The organism is Actinomycetospora callitridis (assembly GCF_028737265.1).
In the GTDB taxonomy this organism is placed as follows: domain Bacteria; phylum Actinomycetota; class Actinomycetes; order Mycobacteriales; family Pseudonocardiaceae; genus Actinomycetospora; species Actinomycetospora callitridis.
Map to the genome: position 1 here is coordinate 536,579 of NZ_JAQZAK010000004.1, position 26,219 is coordinate 562,797.

Sequence of the window (26,219 nt, forward strand, 5' to 3'; positions counted from 1 at the left end):
GGCCACACGTGTGCGGCATCGCCGGTGAGTTCCGCTTCGACGGCCGGGCGGCCGAGGTCGCCACCGTGCTGGACATGGCCCGGGTCCTCGAGCCCCGCGGGCCCGACGGCTGGGGGGTCGTCGGCCACGGCCCGCTCGCGCTGGCCCACCAGCGCCTGAAGATCATCGACCTGTCGGAGACCGGCGCCCAGCCGATGGTCGACTCCGACCTCGGCCTGACCGCGGTCTTCAACGGGATCATCTACAACTACAAGCAGCTGCGCGACGAGCTGCACGCCGACGGCTACCGCTTCTTCTCCACCTCCGACACCGAGGTGCTGCTCAAGGCCTTCCACCGCTGGGGCCCGTCGTGCGTCGAGCACTTCAAGGGCATGTTCGCGTTCGCGGTCTCCGACCGGCGCACCGGCGAGCTGGTGCTCGGCCGGGACCGCCTGGGGATCAAGCCCCTCTACGTCGCCCAGGTGCCGGGAGCGGTCCGGTTCGCGTCGTCGCTGCCCGCGCTGCTGGCCGGCGGCGGGCTCAACACCGACGTCGACCGCGTCGCGCTGCACCACTACATGAGCTTCCACTCCGTGGTCCCCGCGCCGCGCACGATCCTGCAGGGCGTGCGGAAGCTCCCGCCGGCGACGATCCGCACGATCTCCCCCGACGGCGGCACCACCGACCGGACCTACTGGGAGCCCGAGTTCACGCGCGACGGCGACCGCTCGGCCGAGGAGTGGGCGCAGACGGCGCTCGACTCGCTGCGCACCGCGGTGGAGCGGCGCATGGTCGCCGACGTGCCGGTCGGGGTGCTGCTCTCGGGCGGCATCGACTCCTCGATCGTCGTCGCCCTGCTCGCCGAGATGGGCCAGAAGGACCTCAAGACCTTCTCGATCGGCTTCGAGTCCGAGGGCGGCGAGTCGGGCGACGAGTTCGACTACTCCGACCTCGTCGCGAAGACCTACGGCACCGACCACGTGAAGTTCACGGTGCCCAAGCACGAGACCGACGACGCCCTGGCGGGGGCGGTCGCGGCGATGGCCGAGCCGATGGTCAGCCACGACGTCGTCGCCTTCTACCTGCTCTCCCGCGAGGTCTCGAAGTCGATCAAGGTGGTGCAGTCGGGCCAGGGCGCGGACGAGATCCTCGGCGGCTACGACTGGTACCCGCCGCTGGCCGGGATCGCCCGCGACGCCGCCCTCGACTCGTACCAGAAGGCGTTCTTCGACCGCCCGCACTCCGAGGTCGCGCAGCTGCTCACGCCCGAGGCCCTCGTCGACGACGACGTCAGCCGCGCGTTCGTCGCCGAGCACTTCGGCCGGCCCGGGGCCGACTCCGCGGTGGACGCCGCGCTGCGCCTCGACACCACGATCATGCTCGTCGACGACCCCGTGAAGCGCGTCGACAACATGACGATGGCGTGGGGCCTCGAGGCCCGCGTGCCGTTCCTCGACCACGAGTTCGTCGAGACCATGGGCGCCTGCCCGCCGGAGTACAAGCTCGCCGACGGCGGCAAGGGCGTGCTCAAGGCCGCCGCGCGCGGCGTGCTGCCCGACGAGATCATCGACCGCAAGAAGGGCTACTTCCCGGTGCCGGCGATCCGCCAGCTCTCGGGTCCGGTCCTGGAGCGGGTGCGGGGCGCGCTGACCGACCCGGCCGCCACGTCGCGGGGCCTGTTCCGGGCCGACGCGGTGGCGACGATGCTCGACGACCCGAACTCGGGCCGCACCAACCTCGGCGCCAACGCGTTGTGGCAGGTGGCCCTGCTCGAGATGTGGCTGCAGGAGCACGGCATCACGTAGCCACCGGCTGGGTACCGTGCCCTCGAAGGTGAATCGTGGTCGACCGAAGGAGGACGCGGGCCGGTGGACGAGTGGATCAGCGCCACACGCTGCTGGTCGCCCAGCCCCTCCCCGGACGGCACCACGATCGCCTTCGTCTGGGACGGGGACGGCCGGCCGCAGGTGCGCATGCACCGCCGGGCCACCGGTGAGGAGTGGTCGCTCGACACGGGTGACGAGCTCGTCTCGACCGTGCGTTGGTCGCCGGACGGGCTGTGGCTGGCGGTCGAGACCGCGCCCGACGGCGGCGAGCGCAGCAACGTGTCGATCGTCCGCCCGGACGGCAGCGACCTGCGGCCGGTCCGCGGGGTCGGCGACGCCGACCGCGGCGCGGTGACCCTCGACCGCTTCACCCACACCGGCTCGGTGCTGGCGATCACCGAATCCGACTACGACACCACCACCGCCTGGCTGGTCGACGCCGAGTCCTCCCAGCGCCAGCGGGTCGGCTCCGGGCACGCCCTGCAGATCCTCGACGTGAGCCGCGACCGGCGCCGGGTGCTGCTGCGCCGCGGGCGCCGCGGGTCACGCCACGTCGGCATCGTCGACCTCGACGGCACCGAGGGCTGGCACGAGATCGACTCCGGGCGCGGCCCGGGCGGCCCGCCGGGTGCCGTCGAGCACCCGGTGGCGATCACCCGGGACTCCAGCGTGGCCGCCGGCCGGTTCTGCCCCGACGGCACCCAGATGTACCTGCTCACCGACGGCGGGCGCGAGCGCGCGGCGCTGGTGCGCGTCGACGTCGCGACGGACGCCCGGCCGATGACGCCCGAGGTGCTGGCCGAGCGTCTCGACGCCGAGCTCGAGCGCTTCGCGCTCACCGAGGACGCGGCGCTCGCCGCGCTCGTGTGGAACGCCGAGGGGCGCAGCGAGGTCGACCTGCTCGACATCGCCTCCGGCAAGTGCAGCGCCTACGCCCCGCCCGGCGACGTCGTCACCAGCGCGGTCTTCAGTCACGACGGCGACTCGCTGGTCATGGGCATCCAGGCCCCCGAGGTGCCCGCCGCCGTGTGGTGCCACGAGCTCTCGTCGGACACCACCGCGCTGATCTGCCCGCAGGAGGAGCCGTCCTGGTCGCCGGGGCAGCTCGTGCACCCGTCGCTCGAGGTCGTCACCACCCCCGACGGCCTGCGCCTGCCCGGGTGGCTCTACCGGCCGCGGGGTCAGTCGGGGCCGCTACCCACGGTGATCTACCTGCACGGGGGGCCCGAGGCGCAGGAACGCCCCGTCTTCACCCCGCTCTACCAGCACCTGCTCGCCCGGGGCATCGCCGTCTACGCGGCCAACGTGCGCGGCTCCTCGGGGTTCGGGCGCTCGTTCGTCAACGCCGACAACGGCGCGGGGCGCTTCGCGGCGATCCGCGACGTCGCGACGTGCGTCGAGCACCTCGTCGACACCGGCGTCTCCGATCCCGGGCGGGTCGGCGTCATGGGCCGCTCCTACGGCGGCTACCTGACCCTCGCCGCGCTGGTGAACCACCCCGAGCTCTTCGCGGTCGGCATCGACGTCTGCGGCATGGCGGACTTCGAGACGTTCTTCGCGCGCACCGAGCCGTGGATCGCCGACGCCGCCGTCGGCGAGTACGGCCACCCGATCCACGACCGCAACCTGCTGCGCGAGCTCTCCCCCGTGCACCGCATGGAGCACCTGCGCGCTCCCCTGCTGGTGGTCCACGGGAAGTTCGACACCAACGTCCCGGTGCACGAGGCCGAGCTCGCCGTCCACGGCGCCAAGGCCGCCGGCGTGCCGATGAAGTACCTGCTCTTCGACGACGAGGGCCACGAGATCCAGCGCACCGAGAACCGCGTGCGCTTCATCCACGAGTGCGTGGACTGGCTGGAGGAGCACTTCGGCTCCGCCTCGTGAGCGCCCGGCTCGTCAGAGCTGGATGGACTTGACCTCGAGGAACTCCTCGAGCCCGTAGCGGCCCAGCTCGCGGCCGGTGCCCGACTGCTTGTAGCCACCGAAGGGCGCCAGCGGGTTGAACGCGCCGCCGTTGACGTCGACCTGCCCGGTGCGCATGCGCTTCGCGACCTCGACCCCGCGCTCCTGCGACCCGGCGAACACCGCGCCCGCGAGCCCGTAGACCGTGGCGTTGGCGATCTCGACGGCCTCGTCCTCGGTGTCGTAGGGCATGACCGACAGCACCGGCCCGAAGATCTCCTCCTGGGCGATGGTCATGTCCGGGCGGACACCGGAGAAGATCGTCGGCCGGACGTAGGCGCCGCGCTCGAGCCCGTCGGGACGACCCGGGCCGCCGGCGGCGAGCTCGGCACCCTCGGACACCCCGGTGGTGATGTAGCCCTCGACGCGCTCGCGCTGGCGCTCCGAGGACATCGGCCCGATGCGGGTGGACTCCTCGGTCGGGTCGCCGACCGTGTACTTCGCCGACTGCTCCACGGCCATCTCGACGACCTGGTCGTGCAGCGACGCGGGCACGAGCAGCCGGGTCCACGCCGTGCAGGTCTGGCCGCCGTTGATGAAGCAGTTGCCCAGCCCGAGCTTGACGGCCTGGGTGAGGTCGGCGTCGTCGAGGACGATGTTGGCGGACTTGCCGCCGAGCTCCAGGGCCACGCGCTTGACCGTGGCCGCCGCGACCTCCTGCACACGGCGCCCGGCGGGCACCGAGCCGGTGAACGACACCATGTCGACGCCCGGGTGCTTCGCCAGGGCCTCGCCGGCCTCGGGCCCGGTGCCGTGCACGACGTTGAAGACGCCGGCGGGCAGGCCGGCCTCGGCGGTGATCTGGGCGAGGATGCTCGCGGTCAGCGGCGCGACCTCGCTGGGCTTGAGCACGATCGTGCAGCCCGCGACCAGCGCCGGCGCGACCTTGGCGACCACCTGGTGCAGCGGGTAGTTCCAGGGCGTCACGGCCCCGACGACGCCGATCGGCTCGCGCACGACCAGCGAGTTGCCGATCTCCTCGGTCCACGGGAACGACTCGGCCAGCCCGGCGACGCCCTTGGACGTCGCCATCGGCATGCCGACCTGCACCGAGCTGGCGAACTTCGTCGGCGATCCCATCTCCGCGGTGATCGATGCGGCGATCTCGGCGCTGCGAGCCTTGATGCCCTCGCGGATCGCGGTCACGGCCGCCACCCGGTCGGCGAGCGGCCGGGCCGCCCAGGCCGGGAAGGCGTGCCGGGCGGCGAGCACGGCGGCATCGATCTCGGCGGTGCCGCCCGCCGGGACCTCGGCGAGGGTCTCGCCGGTCGCCGGGTTCACCACCGCGATCGACCCGGAGCCCCCCTGCCAGGCCCCGTCGATCCAGTGCCGCGCGAGGGTATCCGTACCGGTCGTCATCTCGTGCCTCCGAGTCGGTGGGGTGCGCCCTCCACCCTGCCCGACGGGGCGACGTGGCCCCTGGTCTGCCCTACCGTGTGATGACGGACACAGGTGGAGGTTCCCCCATGCTCATCGACGAGATCCGACGGACGCCCGCGAAGGTCGTCACCGAGGAGCAGCGCGAGTCGTACTGGGAGAACGGCTACCTGCTGCTCGAACGGCTCATCCCCGAGGAGTGGCTGGTGCGCCTGCGGGCGGCCACCGACGAGATGGTCGAGCGCAGCCGCGCCCTGACCGCCTCGGACCGCGTCTTCGACCTCGAGCCCGACCACACCGCCGACGCGCCGCGGCTGCGCCGGGTCACCAGCCCCGTCGACCAGCACCCCGACTACTGGGCCTACGCCCGGGACTCGCTGCTCGCCGACGTCGCGGCCGACCTCGTCGGACCCGACGTCGCCTTCCACCACTCGAAGCTCAACTTCAAGTGGGCCCGGGGCGGCGCGGAGGTCAAGTGGCACCAGGACATCCAGTACTGGCCGCACACCAACTACACGCCGCTGACCTTCGGGACCTACCTGTACGACTGCGGCATGGAGCAGGGTCCGCTCGGCGCCCTGCCCGGCAGCCACGACGGCCCGCTCTACGACCTCTACGGCGCCGACGGCGCGTGGGCGGGAGCGCTCTCGGCACACGATGCCGCCGGCCTCGACACCGCGCGGACCGCCTACCTGCCCGGCCCCGCCGGCTCGGTGACGATCCACAACTGCCGCACCGCGCACCACTCGGCGGCGAACGACTCACCCATCGGCCGCCCGCTGCTGCTCAACGTCTACAAGGCGGCCGACGCCATGCCGTACACCGCGAACCCCCTGCCCTCGAGCCACGCCGAGGAGATCGTCCGCGGGCAGCGGGCCCGCTGGGCACACCACGACCCCAGGCCCTGCCTCATCCCGCCGGACTGGTCCGGCGGCTACACGAGCCTGTTCGCGCTGCAGCAGAACGAGGCACCGGCCTCGATGTGACCCGGGGGGTCAGTCGAACTGCAGCTCGGTGTCGCGCGTGCGCTTGAGCTCGTAGAAGTACTCGTAGCCCGCCAGGAGCTTGGCGCCGTCGAAGATCTGGCCGGCCTGCTCGCCCTTCGGGATGCGGGTCATGACCGGGCCGAAGTAGGCCGAGCCGTCGACGTGGATCACCGGGGTGCCGACGTCCATGCCCACCGGGTCCATGCCCTCGTGGTGCGACGTCTTCAGCGCGTCGTCGTACTCGTCGGTGTGCGCGGCCTCGGCGAGCGAGGCGTCGAGCCCGACCTCGGAGAGCGCCTTCGCGATGACGTCGTCGAAGTCCTTGTTGCCGTTGTTGTGGATCTCCGAACCCATCGCGGTGTAGAGCGGCGCGAGGACGTCGTCGCCCTTCTGCTGCGCCGCGGCGATGCACACGCGGACGGGGCCCCACGCCTTCTTCATCATCTCGGCGTACTCCTCGGGCAGGTCCCGGCCCTCGTTCAGCACGGCGAGGCTCATGACGTGCCAATGCGTCTCGACGTCACGCACCTTCTCGACCTCGAGCATCCAGCGCGACGTGATCCACGCGAAGGGGCACAGCGGGTCGAACCAGAAGTCGACGCGGGTCTTCTCAGCCATGGCGATCGGGTTCCCCTCTCAGAAGGTCTCACCCGCGCAACCCCGGCGAGGGGCCGTGATGTTCCCGGTCGGTCGTAGGGTGGCGCCGTGGCTGCCCCGAACCTGACCCGCGACGACGCCATCACGCGCGCCGAGCTGCTCGACGTCGAGTCCTACGCCATCGACCTCGACCTCACCGACGGCGCCGGCGGGCCCGGCGAGTCGACGTTCCGGACGACGACGACCGTGCGCTTCACGGCCGCCCAGCCCGGCGCCTCGACCTGGATCGACATCGTGGCTGCCGGCGTGCGCTCGGCGACGCTCAACGGCCGCGAGCTCGACGTCGCCGACTACGACGAGGAGAAGGGCATCACGCTGCCCGACCTCGCCGCCGAGAACGAGCTCGTCGTCGACGCCGACGGCCGCTACATGAACACCGGCGAGGGCCTGCACCGCTTCGTCGACCAGGTCGACGGCGGCGTCTACCTCTACAGCCAGTTCGAGACCGCGGACGCCAAGCGGATGTTCGCCTGCTTCGACCAGCCCGACCTCAAGGCGACGATCACGGCGACGGTGACCGCGGCGCCGAGCTGGCAGGTGATCTCCAACGGCGCAGGAGAGACCGTCACCGACGCCGACCACGGCGCCAAGCGGCACGCCTTCGCCACCACGGCGCCGATCTCGACCTACCTCGTCGCGCTGATCGCCGGGCCCTACGCCCGCTGGGACGACACCTACACCGACGAGCACGGCACCATCCCGCTCGGCATCTTCTGCCGCGCGAGCCTCGCCGAGCACATGGACGCCGAGCGGCTGTTCACCGAGACCAAGCAGGGCTTCGGCTTCTACCACCGCAACTTCGGGGTGCCCTACCCCTTCGGGAAGTACGACCAGCTCTTCGTCCCCGAGTTCAACGCCGGCGCGATGGAGAACGTCGGCGCCGTGACGTTCCTCGAGGACTACGTCTTCCGCAGCCGCGTCACCCGCTACCTCTACGAGCGCCGCGCCGAGACCGTGCTGCACGAGATGGCGCACATGTGGTTCGGCGACCTCGTGACCATGCGCTGGTGGGACGACCTGTGGCTCAACGAGTCGTTCGCCACCTGGGCCAGCGTCGTCAGCCAGGCCGAGGCCACCGAGTACCGCAACGCGTGGACGACGTTCGCCAACGTCGAGAAGTCGTGGGCCTACCGCCAGGACCAGCTGCCCTCGACCCACCCCGTGGCCGCGGACATCCCCGACCTGCAGGCCGTCGAGGTCAACTTCGACGGCATCACCTACGCCAAGGGCGCGAGCGTCCTCAAGCAGCTGGTCAGCTACGTCGGGCAGGAGGAGTTCCTGTCGGGGCTGCGGCTCTACTTCTCGCGCCACGCCTACGGCAACGCGACGTTCGACGACCTGCTCGGCGCCCTCACCGAGGCCTCCGGCCGCGACCTGTCGGGCTGGAGCGCGCAGTGGCTGCGCACGACGGGCCTCAACTCGCTCTCGCCGTCGTTCTCCGTCGGCGAATCAGAGGAGCACGCCGATAGGGGGCGCTACACCGCGTTCGAGGTCGTCCAGGGCGGCGCCCGGCCCGGCGCGGGCGAGCTGCGCACCCACCGGCTCGCGGTGGGGATCTACGGCGACGACGGCAGCGGCAAGCTCGTCCGGCAGCACCGCGTGGAGCTCGACGTCTCCGGCGACCGCACGGAGGTGCCCGAGCTGGTCGGTGTCGACGCGGGCGCGCTGGTGCTGGTCAACGACGACGACCTCACCTACTGCACGATGCGGCTCGACGAGCGCTCGCTGACCACCCTGATCGACCGCATCGGCGACATCGCCGAGCCGCTGCCCCGCACCCTGTGCTGGTCGGCGGCCTGGGAGATGACCCGCGAGGCCGAGCTGCGCGCCCGCGACTTCGTCGCCCTCGTCACCGCGGGGCTCGCCGCCGAGTCCGAGGTCGGCGTGGTCCAGCGCCTCCTGCTCCAGGCCCAGACCGCGCTCGCCTCCTACGCCGAGCCGGGCTGGGCGGTCACCGAGGGGTGGCCGACGTTCGTGGCGCGCCTGCTGGAGCTGGCGCACGCCGACCCGGGCTCCGACCACCAGCTGGCGATCGTCAACGCGCTCGCCGGGTCGGTGCTCACGGGCGAGGCGATCGACACCATCGCCGGGTGGCGCTCGGGCGAGAAGCCGCTCGAGGGCCTCACCGTCGACACCGACCTGCGCTGGCGTCTCCTGCACGCGCTCGTCGCGCACGGTGCTGCGGGCGAGGCCGAGATCGAGGCCGAGTACGCGCTCGACAACACCGCCACCGGACGGCGGATGACCGAGCGCGCCCGCGCGCTGATCCCCACCCCGGAGGCCAAGGCCGAGGCGTGGCGCCGGGCCGTCGAGGACGACTCGCTCCCGAACGCCATCAACTCCGCGATCATCATGGGCTTCTCGCACCCGGCGCAGCAGGCGCTGCTCGTCGACTACGTGCCGCGCTACTTCGCGGCCGTCGACGACGTCTGGGCCCGCCGGTCCTCGGAGCAGGCGCAGCCCATGGTGCAGGGGCTCTTCCCGTCCTGGGCCGTCGAGCAGGCGACGGTCGAGCAGGCGGACGCCTGGCTCGAGGGCGACCACCCGTCGGCCCTGCGCCGTCTGGTCACGGAGGGACGCGCGGGCGTCGTGCGGGCCCTCGCCGCCCGGGAGTTCGACCGCGGCTGAGGCCGCACCCGAACGGAACGAACGGGCTGTTCGCTGCTCCTGTCGCAGCGAACAGCCCGTTCGCGTCAGGAGTGCTGGTGGTGCGCGGCGCCCGCCTGGTCGGCGAGCATGGTGACACCTTCGACGATGCCGCCGACGAGGTCGGACTCCTTGAACGACGCGACCATGCTCATCACGGCGAGCTTGGCGCCGCGGTCGTCGATGCGGCGGCTGGACTCGGCGCCGGTGACGACCTCGACGACGCGCTCGCCCGGGGACACCGCGACGACGACCGCCTCGGCCGCGCTGTCGCCGAGCGAGGCGTGGAGCTCCTCGGCCCGCTCGCGGGAGCGGGGACCCAGGGCCCCGATCCAGAGCGTGAACAGCAGCCCGGTCTCGCGACCGGCGAGCGTGAGCGCCTCGTCGAGCCGCGAGAGCTGGGACGGCGAGAACGGGGTGCGCGAGTCCTCGGCGAGCACGTCGGTCGCCTCGGAGATGCGGCCGGACAGCGTCGCGACGCGCGCCTCCCCGTAGACGGGGTCCTCGAGCATCCCGGGCGTACCGCTGTACCGGGTGGTCTCGCCCGGCGCGTCCTGCCTGGTGGGGACGACCTCACCACGTGCCACGAGCGCCTCCTCGGGCGGTGTGCTCGGCGGCCGCGCCGGCGGGCACGGCCTCGACGGTCGGTGCGGGGACCCCGGAACCGCGGGGGTTGCCCATCCACCACAGCGGCTCGTGGTCCCACGCGTCGCCGGAGCGGTAGCGGGCGCCGCGCGCGGGACGGCGGACGAGCGTCAGGGCGGAGATCAGGCCGATCCCCCCGAGCGAGGTCACCCCGTAGAGCAGGAAGGTGGTCAGCGGGCTCACGCGGAGCACCGTAGTGGATCCGGCCCACGACGTCCCGTCGTAGGAGGCCCCGGGTCGCCTCACATCCCGGGCGGACGTCGGCGAGCCCACGGCCGCGCCGCCTCGAGCTCGGCGCCGAGGGCGAGCAGCACCGCCTCCTCGCTGCGCCGCCCGCGCAGCGAGATGCCGATCGGCAGGCCGTCCGACCAGGACAGCGGCAGGGAGATCGCGGGCTCGCCGGTGAGGTTGGCGATCGCGGTCCAGGGGGTGAACGCGATCTGGCGCGCGAAGTCGTCGGCCGGGTCGCCGCCGGCGGTGAACCACCCGACCGGGCGGGGCGGCAGCGCGACGGTCGGGGTCAGGACGGCGTCGAACGCCGCGCGCTCGGCGACCAGCGCGCGGGCCGACACCTGGAGGGTGTGCAGCGCCGCCATCGCCTCCCACCCGCCGACCTCACGGCCGCGGGCGCGGAGGTGGCGGGTCAGGGGCTGCAGGCGGGGTTCGTCGGTGGGTTCGACGGGGTCGCCGAGCGAGAGCACCGTCCACAGCGTCAGGAACGCGGCGACCGCGTCGTCGGGCAGGCGCAGCGTCACCGGCTCGACGTGGTGGCCGAGCTCGGCGAGCAGGGCGGCCGTGTCCTCCGCGGCGCGGCGGCAGGCGGGGTCGACCACGGCACCGTCCAGCGGTGCGTCGACGACCAGCGCGATCCGCAGTCGCTGCGGGGGTCGGGCGACGGCGGCCAGGAAACCGCCGTCGGGCGGGGGCGCGGGGACGAAGGGCTCCCCGGGTGCGGGCGTCGTCATCGCGTCGAGGAACGCGGCCGCGTCGGCCACCGTGCGGGCGAGCGGGCCGTGCACCGACAGACCCGCCGGGTCGCCGCCCGCCGGGCCGGCCGGGACACGCCCGCGGGTGGTCTTGAGCCCGACCAGCCCGCACACGGACGCCGGGATGCGCACCGAGCCGCCGCCGTCGGTGCCGTGCGCGACGGGCAGGATCCCCGCCGCCACCGCCGCGGCCGCCCCGCCGGACGACCCGCCCGCCGACCGCGTGGTGTCCCACGGCGTCACGGCCGGCAGCCTGCCGGCGGGCTCGGTGTAGCAGGGCAGGCCGAACTCGGGGACCGCCGTCTTCCCGATGCTGATCGTGCCCGCGGCGCGCAGGAGGCCGACGACGTCGTCGTCGTGCGCCGGGACGTACCCGTCGTAGATCACCGACCCCCGGGCCGTGCGCACACCGGCGGTCGCGGTGAGGTCCTTGATCGCCGTCGGCACCCCGGCGAGCGGTCCGCCGCCGGCGACACCGGCCCGGTCGAGCGCCCGCGCGGCGTCCCGGGCCCACTCGGGTGTCAGCACCGCGAACGCCCCGAGCTCGGGGCCCAGGCGTTCGGCACGGGCGAGGGCCGCGTCGACGACGTCGAGCGCGGTGACGTCACCGCTGCGCACCGCCGCCGCGGTCTCGAGGGCGGTCAGCTCGTGGAGGTCGCTCACGGGTGCACCATCGTGCACGCAGGAGTCCACGAGGTGTCAGGCGGCCGTCTCCCCCAGGTACGGCAGCCAGAGCGGGTCGGCGTCGACGACGCTCGCGAGCAGGCGCCAGTGCCGGCCCCGCGGCGCGGTGGGCATTGTGCGCAGCGGCCACCCGAGCTCGGCGAGCAGCTTGTCCGCCTTGCGGTGGTTGCACCGGGCGCAGCACGCGACGCAGTTCTCCCACGTGTGCGTCCCGCCCCGGCTGCGCGGGACGACGTGGTCGATGGTCTCCGCGCGCCCTCCGCAGTAGGCGCACCGGAAACGGTCGCGGTGCATGAGCGCGGCGCGGGTCAGGGGCACCCGCGCGCGGTAGGGCACGCGCACGTAGGTACGGAGCCGGATCACCGACGGGACGTCGACCGAGCCGGTGGCCGAGTGCAGGACGAGCCCGGCGGCGTCGCCGTGGACCACCTCGGCCTTGCCGCAGACCAGCAGCACGATCGCGCGCCGCAGCGGCAGCGCGGTGAGGGGTTCGAAGGTGGCGTTGAGGAGGAGGACCCGGCGGCGGCCCCAGGACGGCGCGGCGGGCGCGGGCGGCGTCGGGGAGAGCGGGGCCGGGAACGAGGGAGCGAGGGAGAGCTCGGGGACGGGATCGGGAGGGTCGAACGCGCCGTACGGCGGCGTGGTGGGCGGGACCTCGCTGACCAGCGGAGTCACGCTGCCGGGTTGTCGTTCGTGCACACGACCACCTCCCGGGGAGTTGGTCCTATACGACCACACAACCCGCGCGATCGCACGCGTGTTCTGATCGCCCGCGCGCGGCGATCGGGGAGGGTCGGGGCTTGGTGGGGCACGGCGGGGCGTGCTCTAGCGTCGGGGAACGTGACCGTGCCGCCGCCGACACCGCCACCGGCCCCGAGCAGCACCGCGCCGGCGCCGTCGGGCCTCCTGGACAACCCGCTCTCGAGCGTGATCCCGCCCGAGGCCCCCGCGTGCGCGGCGGACCAGGGCTCGCTGTGTGCGCGGGTCTACCGGCTCACGCAGACCGACTGGCTGTCCCGGTCCGCCGACGAGCTGTTCGCGCACGCCGTCGTCGTCCTCCTGATCATCGTCGTCGCGGTGATCCTGCGCCTCGCGGTGCACCGCGCGATCCACCGCCTGACCAGTGGTGCCGGCGAGGGCCGGGTCCCGACGCTGCTGCGTCCCCTGCGCGACCGCGCGGTGCGCACACTGCGCGACGCCGCCCCGCTGATGGTCGAGCGCCGCACACAGCGCGCCCAGGCCATCGGCTCGGTGCTGCGGTCGTTCTCGACGATCCTCATCTACGGCGTCGCGTTCGTGCTCATCCTGGGCGAGTTCGGGGTGAACCTCGCCCCGATCATCGCGTCGGCGGGAATCGTCGGTGTGGCCATCGGTTTCGGCGCCCAGAACCTCGTGCGCGACTTCCTGTCCGGCATCTTCATGATGCTCGAGGACCAGTACGGCGTCGGCGACGTCGTCGACCTGGGCGAGGCCACCGGCACCGTCGAGGCCGTCGGCCTGCGCGTCACGACGCTGCGGGACATCGCCGGCACCGTCTGGTACGTCCGCAACGGCGAGGTGCTCCGCGTCGGCAACTCCAGCCAGGGCTTCTCCGTCGCCGTCGTCGACATCCCCGTCGGGCACTCCGCGGACGTCGACGACGCCCTCGAGATCGCCGAGCGGGCCGCCAACGCCGAGTGCGCCGAGCCGAAGATCGCGAGCAAGGTGATCGCGCCGCCCGAGATGCTGGGCGTACAGTCGGTCACCGCCGAGGGCGTCCTCATGCGCCTGACCATCCGCACCCGCCCCGGCGAGCAGTGGGCGGTGCAGCGCGCCGTGGCCGCCGAGGTCAAGAGCGCCCTCGACGACGCCGGGGTGCCGGCCCCGTACCCGTTCGGCGGCCGGCCCGGCGTCGCCGGCCCCGGGACCCCGGCGGTCTGACGGGCCGGGGCGGGATCTGGGACCGTGGTGGGGTGAGTGCACCGCAGGCCGGACGGCCCGAGACCTTCTACGACGCCGTGGGCGGGCACGAGACCTTCGTGGCGATCGTGCACCGCTTCTACGAGCAGGTCGCCGACGACCCTGTCCTGCGTCCCCTCTACCCCGAGGAGGACCTGGGCCCGGCCGAGGTGCGCCTGCTGATGTTCCTCGAGCAGTACTGGGGCGGGCCGCAGACCTACTCCCACCAGCGCGGACACCCGCGGCTGCGGATGCGGCACGGCCCGTTCGCCATCGGCCCCCTCGAGCGGGACGCGTGGCTGCGCTGCATGCGCGTCGCCGTGGACGAGGCGAACCTCCCCGAGGAGCGCCGCCGGCAGATGTGGGAGTACTTCGAGATGGCCGCCACGAGCATGATGAACAAGACCTGGTGAGCGTCCGGGCCTGACGCCTGGTGGGATGGCCCGCATGGCCGACAACCCGCTCCAGAACGTCTCCTTCCCGAGCAACGGACGGACCGCCCACGGGTACCTGGCCCTCCCCGAGTCCGGCTCCGGGCCCGGTGTCGTGGTCATCCAGGAGTGGTGGGGCCTGACCAGCCACATCGCCGACGTGACCAACCGCCTCGCGGCCGAGGGCTTCGTCGCGCTGGCTCCCGACCTCTACGGCGGCACGACCACCCACGACTCCGACGAGGCGGGGCGGCTCATGCAGGAGCTGCCCGTCGACCAGGCCGCGACCGACCTGGGCGGCGCCGTCGACCACCTGCTCGAGCACGAGGCCGTCACCGGCGACAAGGTCGGCGCGGTCGGCTTCTGCATGGGCGGCGGGTTCGTGCTGGTCCTCGCCGCGCAGCAGGGCGACAAGATCGGTGCGGCGGTGCCGTTCTACGGCGTGCTGGGCGAGGACTACCCCAGCTTCGAGAACCTCTCCGCCCCGCTCCTCGGGCACTTCGGCGAGGAGGACGAGATGGCGCCGCCGGAGGCCGTCGAGGACCTCGCCGAGCGGATCGAGAAGGAGTCGGGCATCCGGCCGGACTTCCGCCTCTACCCGTCCGACCACGCCTTCTTCAACGACGAGAACCTGCTCGGCACCTACGACCCCGAACAGGCCCTCAAGGCCTGGAGCGCCACGCGCGACTTCCTGCGCGCGAACCTCGGCTGACGTCAGGTCAGCAGGGCCAGGCGGGGTCGGCGGCGGCGCACGATGGCGCTGTCACCGACCTCGACCCGCATCCACGCGTCGTCCTCGGAGAGCGCGACGGTCAGCGCCGCGGGGTCCTCCGGCCAGCCCATCCCCGCCACCGCGACGAGGCAGCGCGCGGGCACCCGCACCCCGCCGCCCTCCCACGCGGTGTCGTCGAGGCCCGCCTCGGTGATGCGGGCGACCAGGGCGTCGACCTCCTCCGCGGGGATCGACCCCACCGCCCGCCACGGCCCGTCGCCCGGCAGGTCGCCGCGCCAGCGGTCGTCGACCGCCGCCCCGGGATCGACCTCCGGGGCGTCGACGACGCTCAGCGCGGCGAGCAGGTCCGACCCCGTCACCGTGACGTCGCGCGGCTCCACCGACCCGCGCGTCCGGGCCGCGACGAGCACGTCGAACGGCGTGCCCGCCCACAGCGCCACCCCGCCGCCGGTGTCCCGCAGCCGCACCACGGCCGCCGGGTCGAGCCGCACCACGCGACCGACGACGTCGGCGAGCGCCGCCCGGTCCGCCGCCTCGGGGACCGCCAGGCTCACGAGTAGCTCGCGAGGAACTCCCGCTCCACCGAGGTCAGGCGCCGCGGCCGCTCGCTGGCGAGGTCGTAGGGCACGAGCTGGGTGGTCGCGGTGACCGCGGGCTTCGCGGCGTCCCAGCCGCCGTCGCCGTCGGGCAGCAGGAGCCGGTAGGCGACGCGGAACGACGCGGCGCGCACGTCCTGCGCGGTCATCTCGACGCGCACGCCGGACGGGGACCACGTGATCGGGCGCTTGTAGGCCACGTCCAGGGCGGAGACGAGCAGGCCGCCCTCGAAGTCCCCCACCCCGGCCTCGGTCGCGGCGTCGAACAACATGCCGGTACGGGCGTCCTCGAGCAGCGTGACCACGCGGGCGTGGTTGACGTGCCCGTAGGCGTCCTGGTCGGACCAGCGGACGGCCACGTCGTTGACGTACGGAGCCACGCGGTTGCTTCCTCCTGCGCTCGGACGGATCTTCTCAGCGGACCATGCTGCGCAGCTGGCGGGCGGCCACCGAGACCGTGGCCAGGTCGGCCCGGCGCTCCTTCGCGATCTCGGCGAGCGCGGTGCGCGCGCGCACCAGCCGCGAGGCGTTGGCCTGCTCCCAGTGCTCGATCTTCTCGTCCACCGACTCCTCGGGGCCGGTGTCGGCCAGCACGTCGAGGGTGATCGCGCGCAACGACGCGTACAGCTCGTCGCGCAGGGAGAGCCTCGCCAGCGCGTTCCAGCGGTCGGAGCGGTCGAGCCCGGCGACGGCCGTGAGCAGCGCGTCCAGCCCGAGGTGCTCGGAGAGCGCGTAGTACAGCTCGGCGACGGCGAGCACCTCGTCGTCGGTGACCTCGCCGTCGGCGGCGAGCACCCCGCCCTGCTCCGTCTCGGCGATCTCGGTGATCTCGACGACGTCGAGCAGCCCGAACGCGGACAGCCCGCCGAGGGCCCGCCGGGCGAGCTCGACCGGGGTGCCGGCGACGACGAAGTCCTGGGTGCGGGCGAACAGGCTGTCGGCCTCGCCCCCGCGCAGGAGGTCGGGGACGCGCGGCGCGAGCGTCGCGATCCACGGCTTGAACCGCTGGATCTCGGCGCCGACCGCGAGCGGCTGGGGTCGCTGGGTGAGGAACCAGCGCGCCGCGCGGTCGAGCTGACGACGTGCGGCGAGGGTGATCCGGTCGGCGACGAAGGTCGGGAGCACGTGCTCGCCCGCGGCGAGGTCGGCGGCCAGGTCGTCGAGCCCGAACACCGAGGTGGCCACGTGGTAGGCGCGCACGGCATCACCCGGGGAGGCCGCGACCTCCTGGACGAGGCGGTGGACGTAGGTCAGTCCCCCGCCGTCGACGACGGTGTTCGCGAGCATGGTGGTGACGATCTGGCGGCGCAGCGGGTGCGCGGCGACGGCGTCCGGGTAGCGCTCGGCGAGCACCGTCGGGAAGTACGCCGGCAGCCGGCGGGCGAACACCTCGAGGTCGGGGAGCTCGGAGGCGGCGAGCGCGTCGGTGAGGTCGAGCTTCACGTGCGCCATCAGCGTGGACAGCTCGGGGCTGGTCAGCCCCTGGTCGTCGTTCCAGCGGGCCTCGAACTCCTCCTCGGAGGGGAGCACGTCCAGCTCGCGGTCCAGCCGCCCGCGGGCCTCCAGGTCGGCGACGAGGTCCCGGTGCACGTGGAGCATGCCGACCGCGTGCGCGCGCGACACCCCCAGCACCTCGTTCTGGGCGACGTTGTCGGCCAGCACGAGCCCGGCCACGTCCTCGGTCGTCGCGGCGATCTGCTCGTCACGGTCCGCCGGGGCGAGCTCACCGCGCTCGACGAGCGAGTCCAGCAGGATCTTGATGTTGACCTCGTGGTCGGAGCAGTCGACGCCAGCGCTGTTGTCGATCGCATCGGTGTTGACCTTGCCGCCGGCGCGGGCGTACTCGATGCGACCGCGCTGGGTCAGGCCCAGGTTGCCGCCCTCGCCGACCACCGCGACCTGCAACTCGTCCCCGTCGACGCGCACGGCGTCGTTGCTCTTGTCGCCCACGTCGGCGTGCGTCTCGGTGGAGGCCTTGACGTAGGTGCCGATCCCGCCGTTCCACAGCAGGTCGGCGGGGGCTCGCAGGATCGCGCGGACCAGCGTCGGCGGGTCGAGGTTCCCCGGCTCGACGTCCAGGACCTCGGCCGCGCGGGCCGACACCGGGATCGCCTTCATGGTGCGCGGGAAGACCCCGCCGCCCTCGCTGATCAGCGATGCGTCGTAGTCGGCCCACGACGAGCGCGGCAGCTCGAAGAGCCGGCGACGCTCGGCGAACGAGACCGCCGGGTCCGGGTCGGGGTCGAGGAAGACGTGACGGTGGTCGAACGCGGCGACGATCTTCAGGTGCTCGGAGAGCAGCATGCCGTTGCCGAACACGTCGCCGGACATGTCGCCGACGCCGACCACGGTGATCTCGTCGCTCGCGACGTCGATGCCGAGCTCGCGGAAGTGCCGCCGCACGCTCTCCCACGCGCCGCGGGCCGTGATGCCCATGGCCTTGTGGTCGTAGCCCACCGAGCCGCCCGAGGCGAACGCGTCGCCCAGCCAGAACCCGTAGTCGGTGGCCACGGCGTTCGCGAGGTCGGAGAACGTGGCGGTGCCCTTGTCGGCGGCGACCACCAGGTAGGAGTCGTCGCCGTCGTAGCGCACGACGTCCTCCGGGGTGCGGATCGGCGACTGCGCCGCGTGCCCCTCCCGGTCGTCGACGAGGTCGAGCAGCCCCGAGACGAACATGCGGTAGCAGGCGACGCCCTCGGCGCGGGCGGCGTCGCGGTCGGTGGCCGCGTCGCCGGTCGGTGCGGGCGGCCGCTTGACCACGAACCCGCCCTTGGCGCCCACCGGGACGATCACCGCGTTCTTCACGGCCTGCGCCTTGACCAGGCCCAGGATCTCGGTGCGGTAGTCCTGCAGGCGATCCGACCAGCGCAGGCCCCCGCGCGCGATCGCGCCGAACCGCAGGTGCACGCCCTCGACGCGGTTGGAGTGCACGAACGTCTCGATGGCCGGCACCGGCTCGGGCACCCCCGGCACCTGCGCGGGGTCGAGCTTGAGGGCGAGGAACGGCCGTGGCGCGCCGGCCTCCATCCCGTCCTGGCCGGCGTTCCGCCGGAAGTAGTTGGTGCGCAGCGTCGCGCGCACGACGCCCAGCAGCGAGCGCAGGATGCGGTCGGCGTCGAGGCTCGTGACCTCGGCGATCGCGTCGGTGACCCGCCCGTCGACCTCGGCCACGCGCCGCTCGCGCTCGTCGTCGGACAGCGCCGGGTCGAACCGGGCCTCGAACAGCTCGACGAGCCCGACGGCGACGTCGCGGTGGGCACCGACGACGTCGGTGATGTAGCTCTGCCCGTAGGCGCTGCCGACCTGGCGCAGGTACCGCGAGAACGCGCGCAGCACCGCTGCCTGGCGCCAGGAGAGCCCGGCGCGCAGCACCAGCGCGTTGAAGGCGTCGGCGCCGGCGTGCCCGCTCCACACCGCCTCGAACGCCTCCGCGAAGCGCTCGGTGAGGTCGTGCTCGGTGCCCGGCGGCACGGTGTCGGTGTCGCCGAGGCGCAGGCCGAAGTCGTTGATCCAGCAGCTCACGCCGTCGCTGCGGGTGACGCCGTAGGGCCGTTCGTCGACGACGACGACACCCAGCGACTGCAGCGCCGGCAGCACCGAGGAGAGCGTCGCGCGCCGGCCCGCGAGGTAGAGCTTGAGGCGGCGGTCGCCGGCGTCGGGGTTCGTGGGGCGGTAGAGGCGCACGGCGGTGTGGTGACCGTCCCCCTCGGCGCCCTCCGGGGTGAGGCCGTCGAGGATCCGCAGGTCGAGGAGCCCGCGCTCGGGGCCGAAGTCCTCCTTGTAGGACTCCGCGAACGGCTCGCCGATGCTCGCCAGCACCGCGCGCTCCTCGCCGGTCGCGAGCTCGCGCAGACGGTCCGACCACGTGCGCGCGGCCTCGGCGAGCTGGTTCGTCAGCGCCTCGAGGTCGGGCGACACCGGCTCCTCGCGCCCGGTGTGCACCGTGACGTGCAGCAGCGCGAGCTGGTCCTCGGTGACCCGGGCGGTGTGCTCGAGGTCGGTGCCGCGGAGCTCGCGCATGAGCACGTCCTGCATCCGCAGGCGCGTCGCCGTCGTGTACCGGTCGCGCGGCAGGTAGATCATGCACGAGAAGTAGCGGCCGTACGGGTCGCGGCGCAGGAACAGCCGGACACGCCGCCGTTCGGCGAGGTCGAGCACACCGGTGGCCGTGGACTCCAGCGAGTCGCGGTCGGTGCACAGCAGCTCGGCGCGCGGGTAGGTCTGCAGCACCTCGAGCAGTCGCTGGCCCGACCACGAGTCGACCGGGAGCCCCGCCTCGGCCACGACCTCCTGCACGCGCCGCGACACCACGGGGATGCCGAGCACGTCGGCGTGCCGGGCGGCGACGGTGAGGATCCCGAGGAAGCGGTGCTCCCCGACGAGCCGGCCCTCCTCGTCGTGGATGCTCACGCCCACGTAGAGCGGGTGCTCCGGGCGGTGCACGGTCGACCGGGCGCTGGCCCGGGTGAGCACGAGCAGCTTGCGCGGCGCGGCGTCGGCGGCGACGCCCGCGGGGCGCACGCTGTCCGGGCTGGCGGTCAGCGTGCGCGCGACGAGGCTGTCGCGACGCAGCACGCCCAGCCCCGTGGCGAGGACGCCCCGCAGGGCCGGCCCCTCCGGGGTGTCGATCAGCTCCTGGCGCCGGTAGCCGAGCAGGATCAGGTTGCCCTGCGCGAACCAGCGCAGGAGGGCGACGGTGTCGGCCGTGTCCGCGCCGCCGCCGGCCGCGGCCAGCGAGTCGGCCAGGGCGCGCGCGGTGGACACCATCCGCTCGCCGTCCTCGACGACCTCGCGCACGTCGGTGAGCACGCCCGAGAGGCGCGCGTGCAGGTCGGCTGCCAGGTCGCGCGCCGGGTCCGAGCCGGGCAGGTCGCCGAGCTCGATGTTCATCCACGACTCGGCGACCGTGCCCGGCGGCGGCGCCGCGGGGTCGGCGAGCGGGAGGATGTCCAGCAGCTCGCCGCGCACGTCGCGGCGCACCACGATCACGGGGTGCACGACGCGGTGCACACTCGCGCCGGTGCGGTCGATCTCGGCGAGCACCGAGTCGATGAGGAACGGCATGTCGTCGGTGACGACGAGCACCGAGATGCGCCCCGCGGCGCCCGGGGTGTCGAGCACCGCGGTCACCGGCTTGCCCGGCACCCGCAGACGGGCGAGGCTCCGGTGGGCGCGCACGGTCGCCAGGGCGTCCGCCGGCTCGGGGACGAGCTCGCTGTCGGGCACCCGGGCGAAGTACGTGATCGCGAGCTCGCCGAGCTCGCTGTCCGGCGGGTCCTGGTCGGCGGCGACCGTCCGCAGCACCTCCCGCACGCCGGGCCAGGAGCTCGCCGCCCCGTCCCGGGCGGCGTCACGGCTGGTGGTCGTCGTCATGGCGTGCTCACACACCTCGCACGTCGGTGGGCGGAGGTTCCCCCGGTGCGCCGCTCGCGGCACGACCGAGGGGTCACGCGAGCCACCCTAACGACGTCCCGGGGCGGCGAGCCGTGGCTCGGGGAAGGCCCGGAGTGCGCCCGGTGGCCGGTCACCGGCGCGCCCGCCGGTCGTCGGCGGCGTCCGGCCCGGGGCCGGCGGAGTGGTAGGCGTCCATGGCGTCGGCGAGCAGATCGGCCAGACGCGGGCCGGCGTCGTCCGCGCCGCGCGCCGAGGGCACGCCGGTGCGCGGGCCCCGTGGCCCGGCGTTCCGGGACGGGGTGGCCGAGGTCGGGGTGGCGTGCGTGGCGTCGGTGCCCGTGAAGGTCCGGGGTGCGGCGGCGGGCGCGGCCGGCCGGGCACCGGGGGCGCTCGGCGTGACGGCCCTGTGGCCGTTGGTCCCGTTCAGCGGTGTCGGCGTGCCGTTTGTGAGGCCGCCCCCGAGCGGCACCCCGGCGTCCTCGTACTCACTGAGGAGGTCGACCAGGGTGAGCGCCAGCTCCCGCGCCAGCTCGTCGTCGGCACCTCCCGGCCCGGCGCCGGGCCCGGTGGTGACGCCCTGACCGAGAGCGCTCCCACCCAGGGCGCTCCGACCCAGAGCGCTCCGACTGTCCGCACCGCGGGCGCCCTGGCCGTTCTGGCCGTTCGTGCCTGTGTGGGCGACACCCGGGTGCGCGGTGGTGGTCACCGGGTCCGGGTCGTCGAGGGCGTCACGCCGCCGGCGCCCGGACCGCTCGCGGTCCTCGTCCCGCGCCCCGGCGGTGAGCCGTTCGAGGCCGAGCGGGTCGCTGTCGTAGGGGCTCGCCGTCCCCCGGCCGGTGTCTCCGTGTCCACGATCCGCGAGGGGATCGGTCCCGTCCTCGTCGGCGCGCCGGCGGGCCGACCCGTGCTCGTCGTCCCAGGAGCCGAGGGGGCCGTCGCTCCGGTCGTCGGAGCGGGAGGACCAGGGCACGTCGTCGCGACGGGGCAGGATCGACTCCGGCGCCTCCCACCGCGCGCGGGCCCGGGCGAGCCGCCGACGCCGGGCGGCCGCGGGGTCGTCGCCCGGGCCGTCGTCGGCTCCGGCCTCGTCACCGGGAGTGTCGTGGTCGACGGTCTCGGCGGGACCGGGCTCGGGCGGCTCGGTGTGGGTCGCCGCCGGCTCGGCGGTGGCGGAGGCGGTCGAGAAGGCGACGAACTCGCCGCGGGCAGCGGCCAGCGCGGCGGCCAGCAGGTCGCCCGGGTCGCCCTCCTCGCGGTAGCGGTTCCGGCGGCGGCGCGGCTCGGCGGCCGGTTCGGCGGCCGGCTCCGGCGCGTCGGGGACGGCGTCGCTCCCCGGCACCGACTCCTCCGGCTGCCCCGGCTGCCCCGGCTGCTCCGGCTCCGAGCTGATCGGCGGGCCGTCGAGCGCGGACGCCTGGGCGGGCTTCGAGACCGCCGGGGGCGGTGCGTCGGTGGCGATCTCGGGGGGTCCCGCGCCGCCCGTGGCCGCGGTCGCCCAGGCGCCGTCGGCGTCCTCGCCGGTGGCGCCGTCCGGTGGGCTCCCGGAGGCCACGGGGATCCGGTCCTCGTCGCGGGACAGCGCGGCCGCCAGCGCGGCACGGGCCCGCGTGACCTCCTCGTGCGCCGCCTCGAGGTGCGGGCGGGCGCGACGGAGCTCCTCCAACGCCAGACGTGCGTCGCCCCGTCCCTCGGCCACGGCGGCGAGCACCTCGATCGCGGCGGCGACCTGCGCCTCGTGGCCCCGCGCGGTCAGGTCCGTCTCCGCCTCGCGCGCCAGGCGCTCCGCGGTCTCGAACTCACCGGCCGGCAGGTGCACGTGCTGCGCCAGCACGCAGCGCAGGCGACCCAGCGCCAGCGACGTCGTCGCCCGGGGCGTGTCCGCCAGCGCCGGCGTCCCCGCCTCCCGGGCCTCGTCGCGACGGCCGAGCCCGGCGAGGAGCTCGACGCGGTCCGCGAGCAGCAGGGCGGCCTGGCGCCCCCCGTCGGCGACGTCGGCGTCCGACACCGCGACACGGAGGACCTCGAGCGCCCCGGAGGTGTCCCCCGCGTGCCGACGCGCCTCCGCCCGGGCGCGCCGCATCGCGAGGCGCCGGGCGTCGTCCGCGGTCTCGCCCAGGAGGTCGTCGACCTGGCGTCCGGCCGCGTCCACCCCGGCGACGTCACCCCGGGTGGCCCGCGCCGCCGCCCACGCGACCAGGGCGTCCGCGCGCGCCGCCGGGGGCAGCACGCGCCCCGCGGCGAGCGGCTCGAGCAACGACTCCGCGGCGGCGACGTCGCCGCACCGCAGGGCCGCGAGCGACAGCTCGCACCGCAGGGTCCCGGCGTCGACGATGCGGCCCTCGCGCTCGGCCGCCCGGAGGTGAGGAAGGGCGCGCACGATCAGCCCGGCACTCCGGTCGGACTGTCCGAGTGCGAGGACCGTCGCCCGCTCGGCCGCGGTCCGGGCGCTCGCGTCCGCGCCGGCCACCCGGGCGACGTGCTCGGCCAGGGCGACGCTGAGCTGCGGGTCCGTCCACCGCAGGCCCTCCGCGACCGCGAGGATCGCGCTCGCGCTGAGCCCTGGGACACCGGGCTGCCCGGCCGGCACCTCCACCTCGGGGAGTCCCTCAGTCCCGGGTCAGCTTGCGGTGCGTCACACGGTGCGGGCGGGCGGCGTCCGGACCGAGGCGCTCGACCTTGTTCTGCTCGTAGTCGGCGAAGTTGCCCTCGAACCAGAACCACGAGGCAGGGTGATCGTCGGTGCCCTCCCACGCCAGGATGTGGGTGCAGACGCGGTCGAGGAACCAGCGATCGTGGGAGACCACCACGGCGCAGCCCGGGAAGTTCTCCAGCGCGTTCTCGAGCGAGGACAGCGTCTCGACGTCGAGGTCGTTGGTCGGCTCGTCGAGGAGCAGGAGGTTCCCGCCCTGCTTGAGCGTCATCGCCAGGTTGAGACGGTTGCGCTCCCCGCCGGAGAGGACGTTCACCGGCTTCTGCTGGTCCGGCCCCTTGAAGCCGAACGCCGAGATGTACGCGCGGGACGGCATCTCGACGTTGCCGACCTGGATGAAGTCGAGCCCGTCGGACACGACCTTCCAGACGTTGTCGGTACCGGAGAGACCTTCACGTCCCTGGTCGACGTAGGAGAGCTTCACCGTGTCGCCGACCCGCACTTCGCCCGAATCCGGCTTCTCGAGGCCGACGATCGTCTTGAACAGCGTCGTCTTGCCGACACCGTTCGGCCCGATGACACCGATGATGCCGTTGGGCGGGAGCGAGAACGACAGGTCCTTGATGAGCAGGCGGTCGTCGAAGCCCTTGTCGAGGTGGCTCACCTCGACCACCACGTTGCCCAGACGCGGGCCCGGCGGGATCTGGATCTCCTCGAAATCGAGCTTGCGGGTCTTCTCCGCCTCGGCCGCCATCTCCTCGTAGCGGGCCAGACGCGACTTGCTCTTGGCCTGCCGCGCCTTCGCACCCGAACGCACCCAGGCGAGCTCGTCCTTGAGCCGCTTCTGCAGCTTGGAGTCCTTGCGCCCCTGGACCGCGATGCGGTCGGCCTTCTTCTCGAGGTAGATCGAGTAGTTGCCCTCGTAGCCGATCGCCCGCCCACGGTCGAGCTCCAGGATCCAGCCCGCGACGTTGTCGAGGAAGTATCGGTCGTGGGTGACGGCGAGGACCGCACCCTCGTAGTTGGCGAGGTGCTGCTCGAGCCACTGGACGCTCTCGGCGTCGAGGTGGTTGGTGGGCTCGTCGAGCAGTAGCAGGTCCGGCTTGCTCAGCAGGAGCTTGCAGAGCGCCACGCGCCGGCGCTCGCCGCCGGAGAGGTGCGTGACCGGGGAGTCGCCCGGCGGGCACCGGAGAGCGTCCATCGCCTGCTGCAACTGGGAGTCGAGGTCCCACGCGTCGGCGTTGTCGAGGTCCTCCTGGAGGGCACCCATCTCCTCCATGAGCTCGTCCGAGTAGTCGGTGGCCATGAGCTCGGCGATCTCGTTGTAGCGGGCGAGCTTGGTGGCCACGTCACCCGCGCCCTCCTGCACGTTGCCGAGGACCGTCTTCTCCTCGTTCAGCGGCGGCTCCTGCTGGAGGATGCCGACGCTCGCGCCCGGGGCGGCGAACGCCTCGCCGTTGTTCGGCTGGTCGAGTCCCGCCATGATCTTCAGAACGCTCGACTTGCCCGCCCCGTTGGGGCCGACGACACCGATCTTCGCGCCGGGGAGGAAGTTCAGCGTGACGTCGTCGAGGACCACCTTGTCCCCGTGGGCCTTGCGAACCTTCTTCATGGTGTAGATGAACTCAGCCACGCCTCCGATGGTAGTTCCCACCGCTCGGCGTCCACCGGCCCCGGGGCCGTTCAGGCGCTCGCGCGCGACGAGCCGGAACGCCGCCGGTCACCCGGCGTGATACCGGTGACCGTCGCCCCCTCCGACTCCGGTCCGTCGACCACAGACGCGACCTCCGGGGCGCCCTCGGTGACCAGGGTCGCCTCGCTGCTCGGCACCGTGGCGAACGCGGGGACGACGTCGGACGTCCCCTCTCCGAGCCCCGCCGGTCCCGCGAGCCCGTCGCCCTCGGTCACCGCGCCCTCGGTCACCGCGCCCTCGGCAGCCTGGGCGCCGTCAGGGCGACGGCGGTGGACGTCCGCGGTGCAGCGTGCGAGGTCCGGCCCGACCGCCACGGCGCTGATCTCGGTCATGTAGCGCCGCACGCCCTCCGCCTCGTACTCGCGCACCGAGAGGCGCCCGGTGACGATCACCGGATCGCCCTTGGTCAGGCAGCGCGCGCCGTCGGCCAGCCGGCGCCAGCAGTTGACCGACGCGGTGAACCGGTCCCCGTCGACCCAGGACTCCGACGCCTTGTCCCAGCGACGCTCCGAGCTCGCGACCCGGAAGGTCACGAGCATGTGCTCCAGGTTGGCACCGACCCGTCGCGCGATCACGTCGCCCGCGACGTTCCCCGTCACGGTCACCATCGTCTCGTTCACGTCGAACTCCGCTCGTCCTGTCCGGGGCCGGGGCGATTCCCTGCCCGCACGACGCAGCATCACGCCGCCGGCGCGAAGACGCGAGCACGGACCGCGTGCCTGGGGACGAGAGCGGGGGGTGTGGATGGACCGACGTCGTGGTGAGCCGTCGAATGATCCGGACGGCCTCGTAACACCGCCGGACAGACGATCGGACACGGGCTGGGAATCGACACGGCCCGGAGGCGCGAAAAAAGGGGCGGGGGCTCCTGGTGGAGTCCTCGCCCCTCTTTTTGTGGGGTGGTGATGTGTGTGGGGGTGGTCGGGTGTTCCGGCGGTGTCCTACTCTCCCACGACCTGTCGGTCGCAGTACCATCGGCGCTGGAGGGCTTAGCTTCCGGGTTCGGGATGGGTCCGGGCGTTTCCCCTCCGCTGTG

The 26,219-nt window shown here is 73.7% G+C and carries 19 protein-coding genes and 1 rRNA gene; 7 read left to right on the top strand and 13 right to left on the bottom strand.

Annotated elements, in window-relative coordinates; all coding sequences use genetic code 11:
• Nucleotides 1-8 precede the first annotated feature (8 nt).
• Together PH191_RS17130 and PH191_RS17135 are read left to right on the top strand one after the other, a co-directional pair.
• Nucleotides 9-1,784 (top strand): N-acetylglutaminylglutamine amidotransferase, encoded by a 1,776-nt coding sequence (locus PH191_RS17130; RefSeq protein WP_274195814.1) that lies wholly within the window; start codon nt 9-11, stop codon nt 1,782-1,784.
• Nucleotides 1,785-1,847: 63 nt separating this feature from the next.
• Nucleotides 1,848-3,689 carry a S9 family peptidase gene (locus tag PH191_RS17135; RefSeq protein ID WP_274195815.1) on the top strand — a complete coding sequence of 614 codons (1,842 nt, stop codon included), beginning with the start codon at nt 1,848-1,850 and terminating at the stop codon, nt 3,687-3,689.
• A 12-nt stretch (nt 3,690-3,701) separates the two neighbouring features.
• On the opposite strand, the gene PH191_RS17140 is transcribed toward PH191_RS17135, so the two are convergent.
• Nucleotides 3,702-5,126 (bottom strand): aldehyde dehydrogenase family protein, encoded by a 1,425-nt coding sequence (locus tag PH191_RS17140; RefSeq protein WP_274195816.1) that lies wholly within the window; start codon nt 5,124-5,126, stop codon nt 3,702-3,704.
• 107 nt (nt 5,127-5,233) lie between these two features.
• Between PH191_RS17140 and PH191_RS17145 the strand changes: the two genes are divergently transcribed.
• The gene (locus PH191_RS17145) at nt 5,234-6,130 is read left to right on the top strand and encodes a phytanoyl-CoA dioxygenase family protein (protein ID WP_274195817.1); all 897 of its coding nucleotides are present in this window, start codon (nt 5,234-5,236) and stop codon (nt 6,128-6,130) included.
• Nucleotides 6,131-6,139: 9 nt separating this feature from the next.
• Here the strand turns inward: PH191_RS17145 and PH191_RS17150 are convergent, their stop codons facing one another.
• Entirely contained in the window at nt 6,140-6,748 is a 609-nt protein-coding gene (locus PH191_RS17150) for a mycothiol-dependent nitroreductase Rv2466c family protein (RefSeq protein ID WP_274195818.1), read from the bottom strand.
• Nucleotides 6,749-6,835: 87 nt separating this feature from the next.
• On the opposite strand from PH191_RS17150, the gene pepN reads away from it, so the two are divergent.
• Nucleotides 6,836-9,415 (top strand): aminopeptidase N, encoded by a 2,580-nt coding sequence (gene pepN / locus PH191_RS17155; protein ID WP_274195819.1) that lies wholly within the window; start codon nt 6,836-6,838, stop codon nt 9,413-9,415.
• A gap of 65 nt (nt 9,416-9,480) precedes the next feature.
• Here the strand turns inward: pepN and PH191_RS17160 are convergent, their stop codons facing one another.
• The 4 genes from PH191_RS17160 to PH191_RS17175 are packed head-to-tail and all read right to left on the bottom strand — an operon-like array spanning nt 9,481 to nt 12,423.
• Nucleotides 9,481-10,020 (bottom strand): DUF5130 family protein, encoded by a 540-nt coding sequence (locus PH191_RS17160; protein ID WP_420791813.1) that lies wholly within the window; start codon nt 10,018-10,020, stop codon nt 9,481-9,483.
• Nucleotides 10,007-10,261, bottom strand: a complete 255-nt coding sequence (gene ctaJ, locus PH191_RS17165; protein ID WP_274195820.1) for an aa3-type cytochrome oxidase subunit CtaJ — start codon at nt 10,259-10,261, stop codon at nt 10,007-10,009. The genes PH191_RS17160 and ctaJ overlap by 14 nt, the downstream gene beginning before the upstream one ends.
• 59 nt (nt 10,262-10,320) lie before the next feature.
• On the bottom strand, nt 10,321-11,727 hold the full coding sequence (locus tag PH191_RS17170) for an amidase (protein ID WP_274195821.1): 1,407 nt from the start codon (nt 11,725-11,727) through the stop codon (nt 10,321-10,323).
• Nucleotides 11,728-11,763: 36 nt separating this feature from the next.
• On the bottom strand, nt 11,764-12,423 hold the full coding sequence (locus PH191_RS17175; RefSeq protein WP_274195822.1) for an HNH endonuclease: 660 nt from the start codon (nt 12,421-12,423) through the stop codon (nt 11,764-11,766).
• 231 nt (nt 12,424-12,654) lie between these two features.
• Here PH191_RS17175 and PH191_RS17180 point away from each other — a divergent pair, with 231 nt between their 5' ends.
• The 3 genes from PH191_RS17180 to PH191_RS17190 are packed head-to-tail and all read left to right on the top strand — an operon-like array spanning nt 12,655 to nt 14,829.
• A complete protein-coding gene (locus PH191_RS17180; RefSeq protein ID WP_420791818.1) occupies nt 12,655-13,668 on the top strand; it encodes a mechanosensitive ion channel family protein in 1,014 nt (337 codons plus the stop codon).
• Nucleotides 13,669-13,700: 32 nt separating this feature from the next.
• Nucleotides 13,701-14,099 carry a globin gene (locus PH191_RS17185; protein WP_274187604.1) on the top strand — a complete coding sequence of 133 codons (399 nt, stop codon included), beginning with the start codon at nt 13,701-13,703 and terminating at the stop codon, nt 14,097-14,099.
• A 34-nt stretch (nt 14,100-14,133) separates the two neighbouring features.
• A complete protein-coding gene (locus PH191_RS17190) occupies nt 14,134-14,829 on the top strand; it encodes a dienelactone hydrolase family protein (protein WP_274195823.1) in 696 nt (231 codons plus the stop codon).
• A 2-nt stretch (nt 14,830-14,831) separates the two neighbouring features.
• On the opposite strand, the gene PH191_RS17195 is transcribed toward PH191_RS17190, so the two are convergent.
• The 7 genes from PH191_RS17195 to rrf form a co-directional block, all read right to left on the bottom strand.
• Complete coding sequence (locus tag PH191_RS17195) at nt 14,832-15,404, bottom strand: DUF8010 domain-containing protein (RefSeq protein ID WP_274195824.1); 573 nt, start codon at nt 15,402-15,404, stop codon at nt 14,832-14,834.
• Nucleotides 15,401-15,826, bottom strand: a complete 426-nt coding sequence (locus PH191_RS17200) for an acyl-CoA thioesterase (RefSeq protein WP_274195825.1) — start codon at nt 15,824-15,826, stop codon at nt 15,401-15,403. Before PH191_RS17200 ends, PH191_RS17195 begins: the two co-directional genes overlap by 4 nt.
• 34 nt (nt 15,827-15,860) lie before the next feature.
• Complete coding sequence (locus PH191_RS17205) at nt 15,861-20,819, bottom strand: NAD-glutamate dehydrogenase (RefSeq protein WP_274195826.1); 4,959 nt, start codon at nt 20,817-20,819, stop codon at nt 15,861-15,863.
• Nucleotides 20,820-20,970: 151 nt separating this feature from the next.
• Nucleotides 20,971-23,433, bottom strand: a complete 2,463-nt coding sequence (locus PH191_RS17210; RefSeq protein ID WP_274195827.1) for a tetratricopeptide repeat protein — start codon at nt 23,431-23,433, stop codon at nt 20,971-20,973.
• Nucleotides 23,434-23,446: 13 nt separating this feature from the next.
• The gene (gene ettA, locus PH191_RS17215) at nt 23,447-25,123 is read right to left on the bottom strand and encodes an energy-dependent translational throttle protein EttA (RefSeq protein WP_274195828.1); all 1,677 of its coding nucleotides are present in this window, start codon (nt 25,121-25,123) and stop codon (nt 23,447-23,449) included.
• 50 nt (nt 25,124-25,173) lie between these two features.
• Nucleotides 25,174-25,803 (bottom strand): single-stranded DNA-binding protein, encoded by a 630-nt coding sequence (locus PH191_RS17220; RefSeq protein ID WP_274195829.1) that lies wholly within the window; start codon nt 25,801-25,803, stop codon nt 25,174-25,176.
• A 308-nt stretch (nt 25,804-26,111) separates the two neighbouring features.
• A 5S ribosomal RNA gene (gene rrf / locus PH191_RS17225) occupies nt 26,112-26,219 on the bottom strand; the annotation flags it as partial.

Bases quoted from the DNA above. Each gene is read 5' to 3' on its own strand.
- PH191_RS17140 (WP_274195816.1), bottom strand. From the start codon at position 5,126: ATGACGACCGGTACGGATACCCTCGCGCGGCACTGGATCGACGGGGCC.
- PH191_RS17145 (WP_274195817.1), top strand. From the start codon at position 5,234: ATGCTCATCGACGAGATCCGACGGACGCCCGCGAAGGTCGTCACCGAG.
- PH191_RS17150 (WP_274195818.1), bottom strand. From the start codon at position 6,748: ATGGCTGAGAAGACCCGCGTCGACTTCTGGTTCGACCCGCTGTGCCCC.
- PH191_RS17190 (WP_274195823.1), top strand. From the start codon at position 14,134: ATGGCCGACAACCCGCTCCAGAACGTCTCCTTCCCGAGCAACGGACGG.
- PH191_RS17205 (WP_274195826.1), bottom strand. From the start codon at position 20,819: ATGACGACGACCACCAGCCGTGACGCCGCCCGGGACGGGGCGGCGAGC.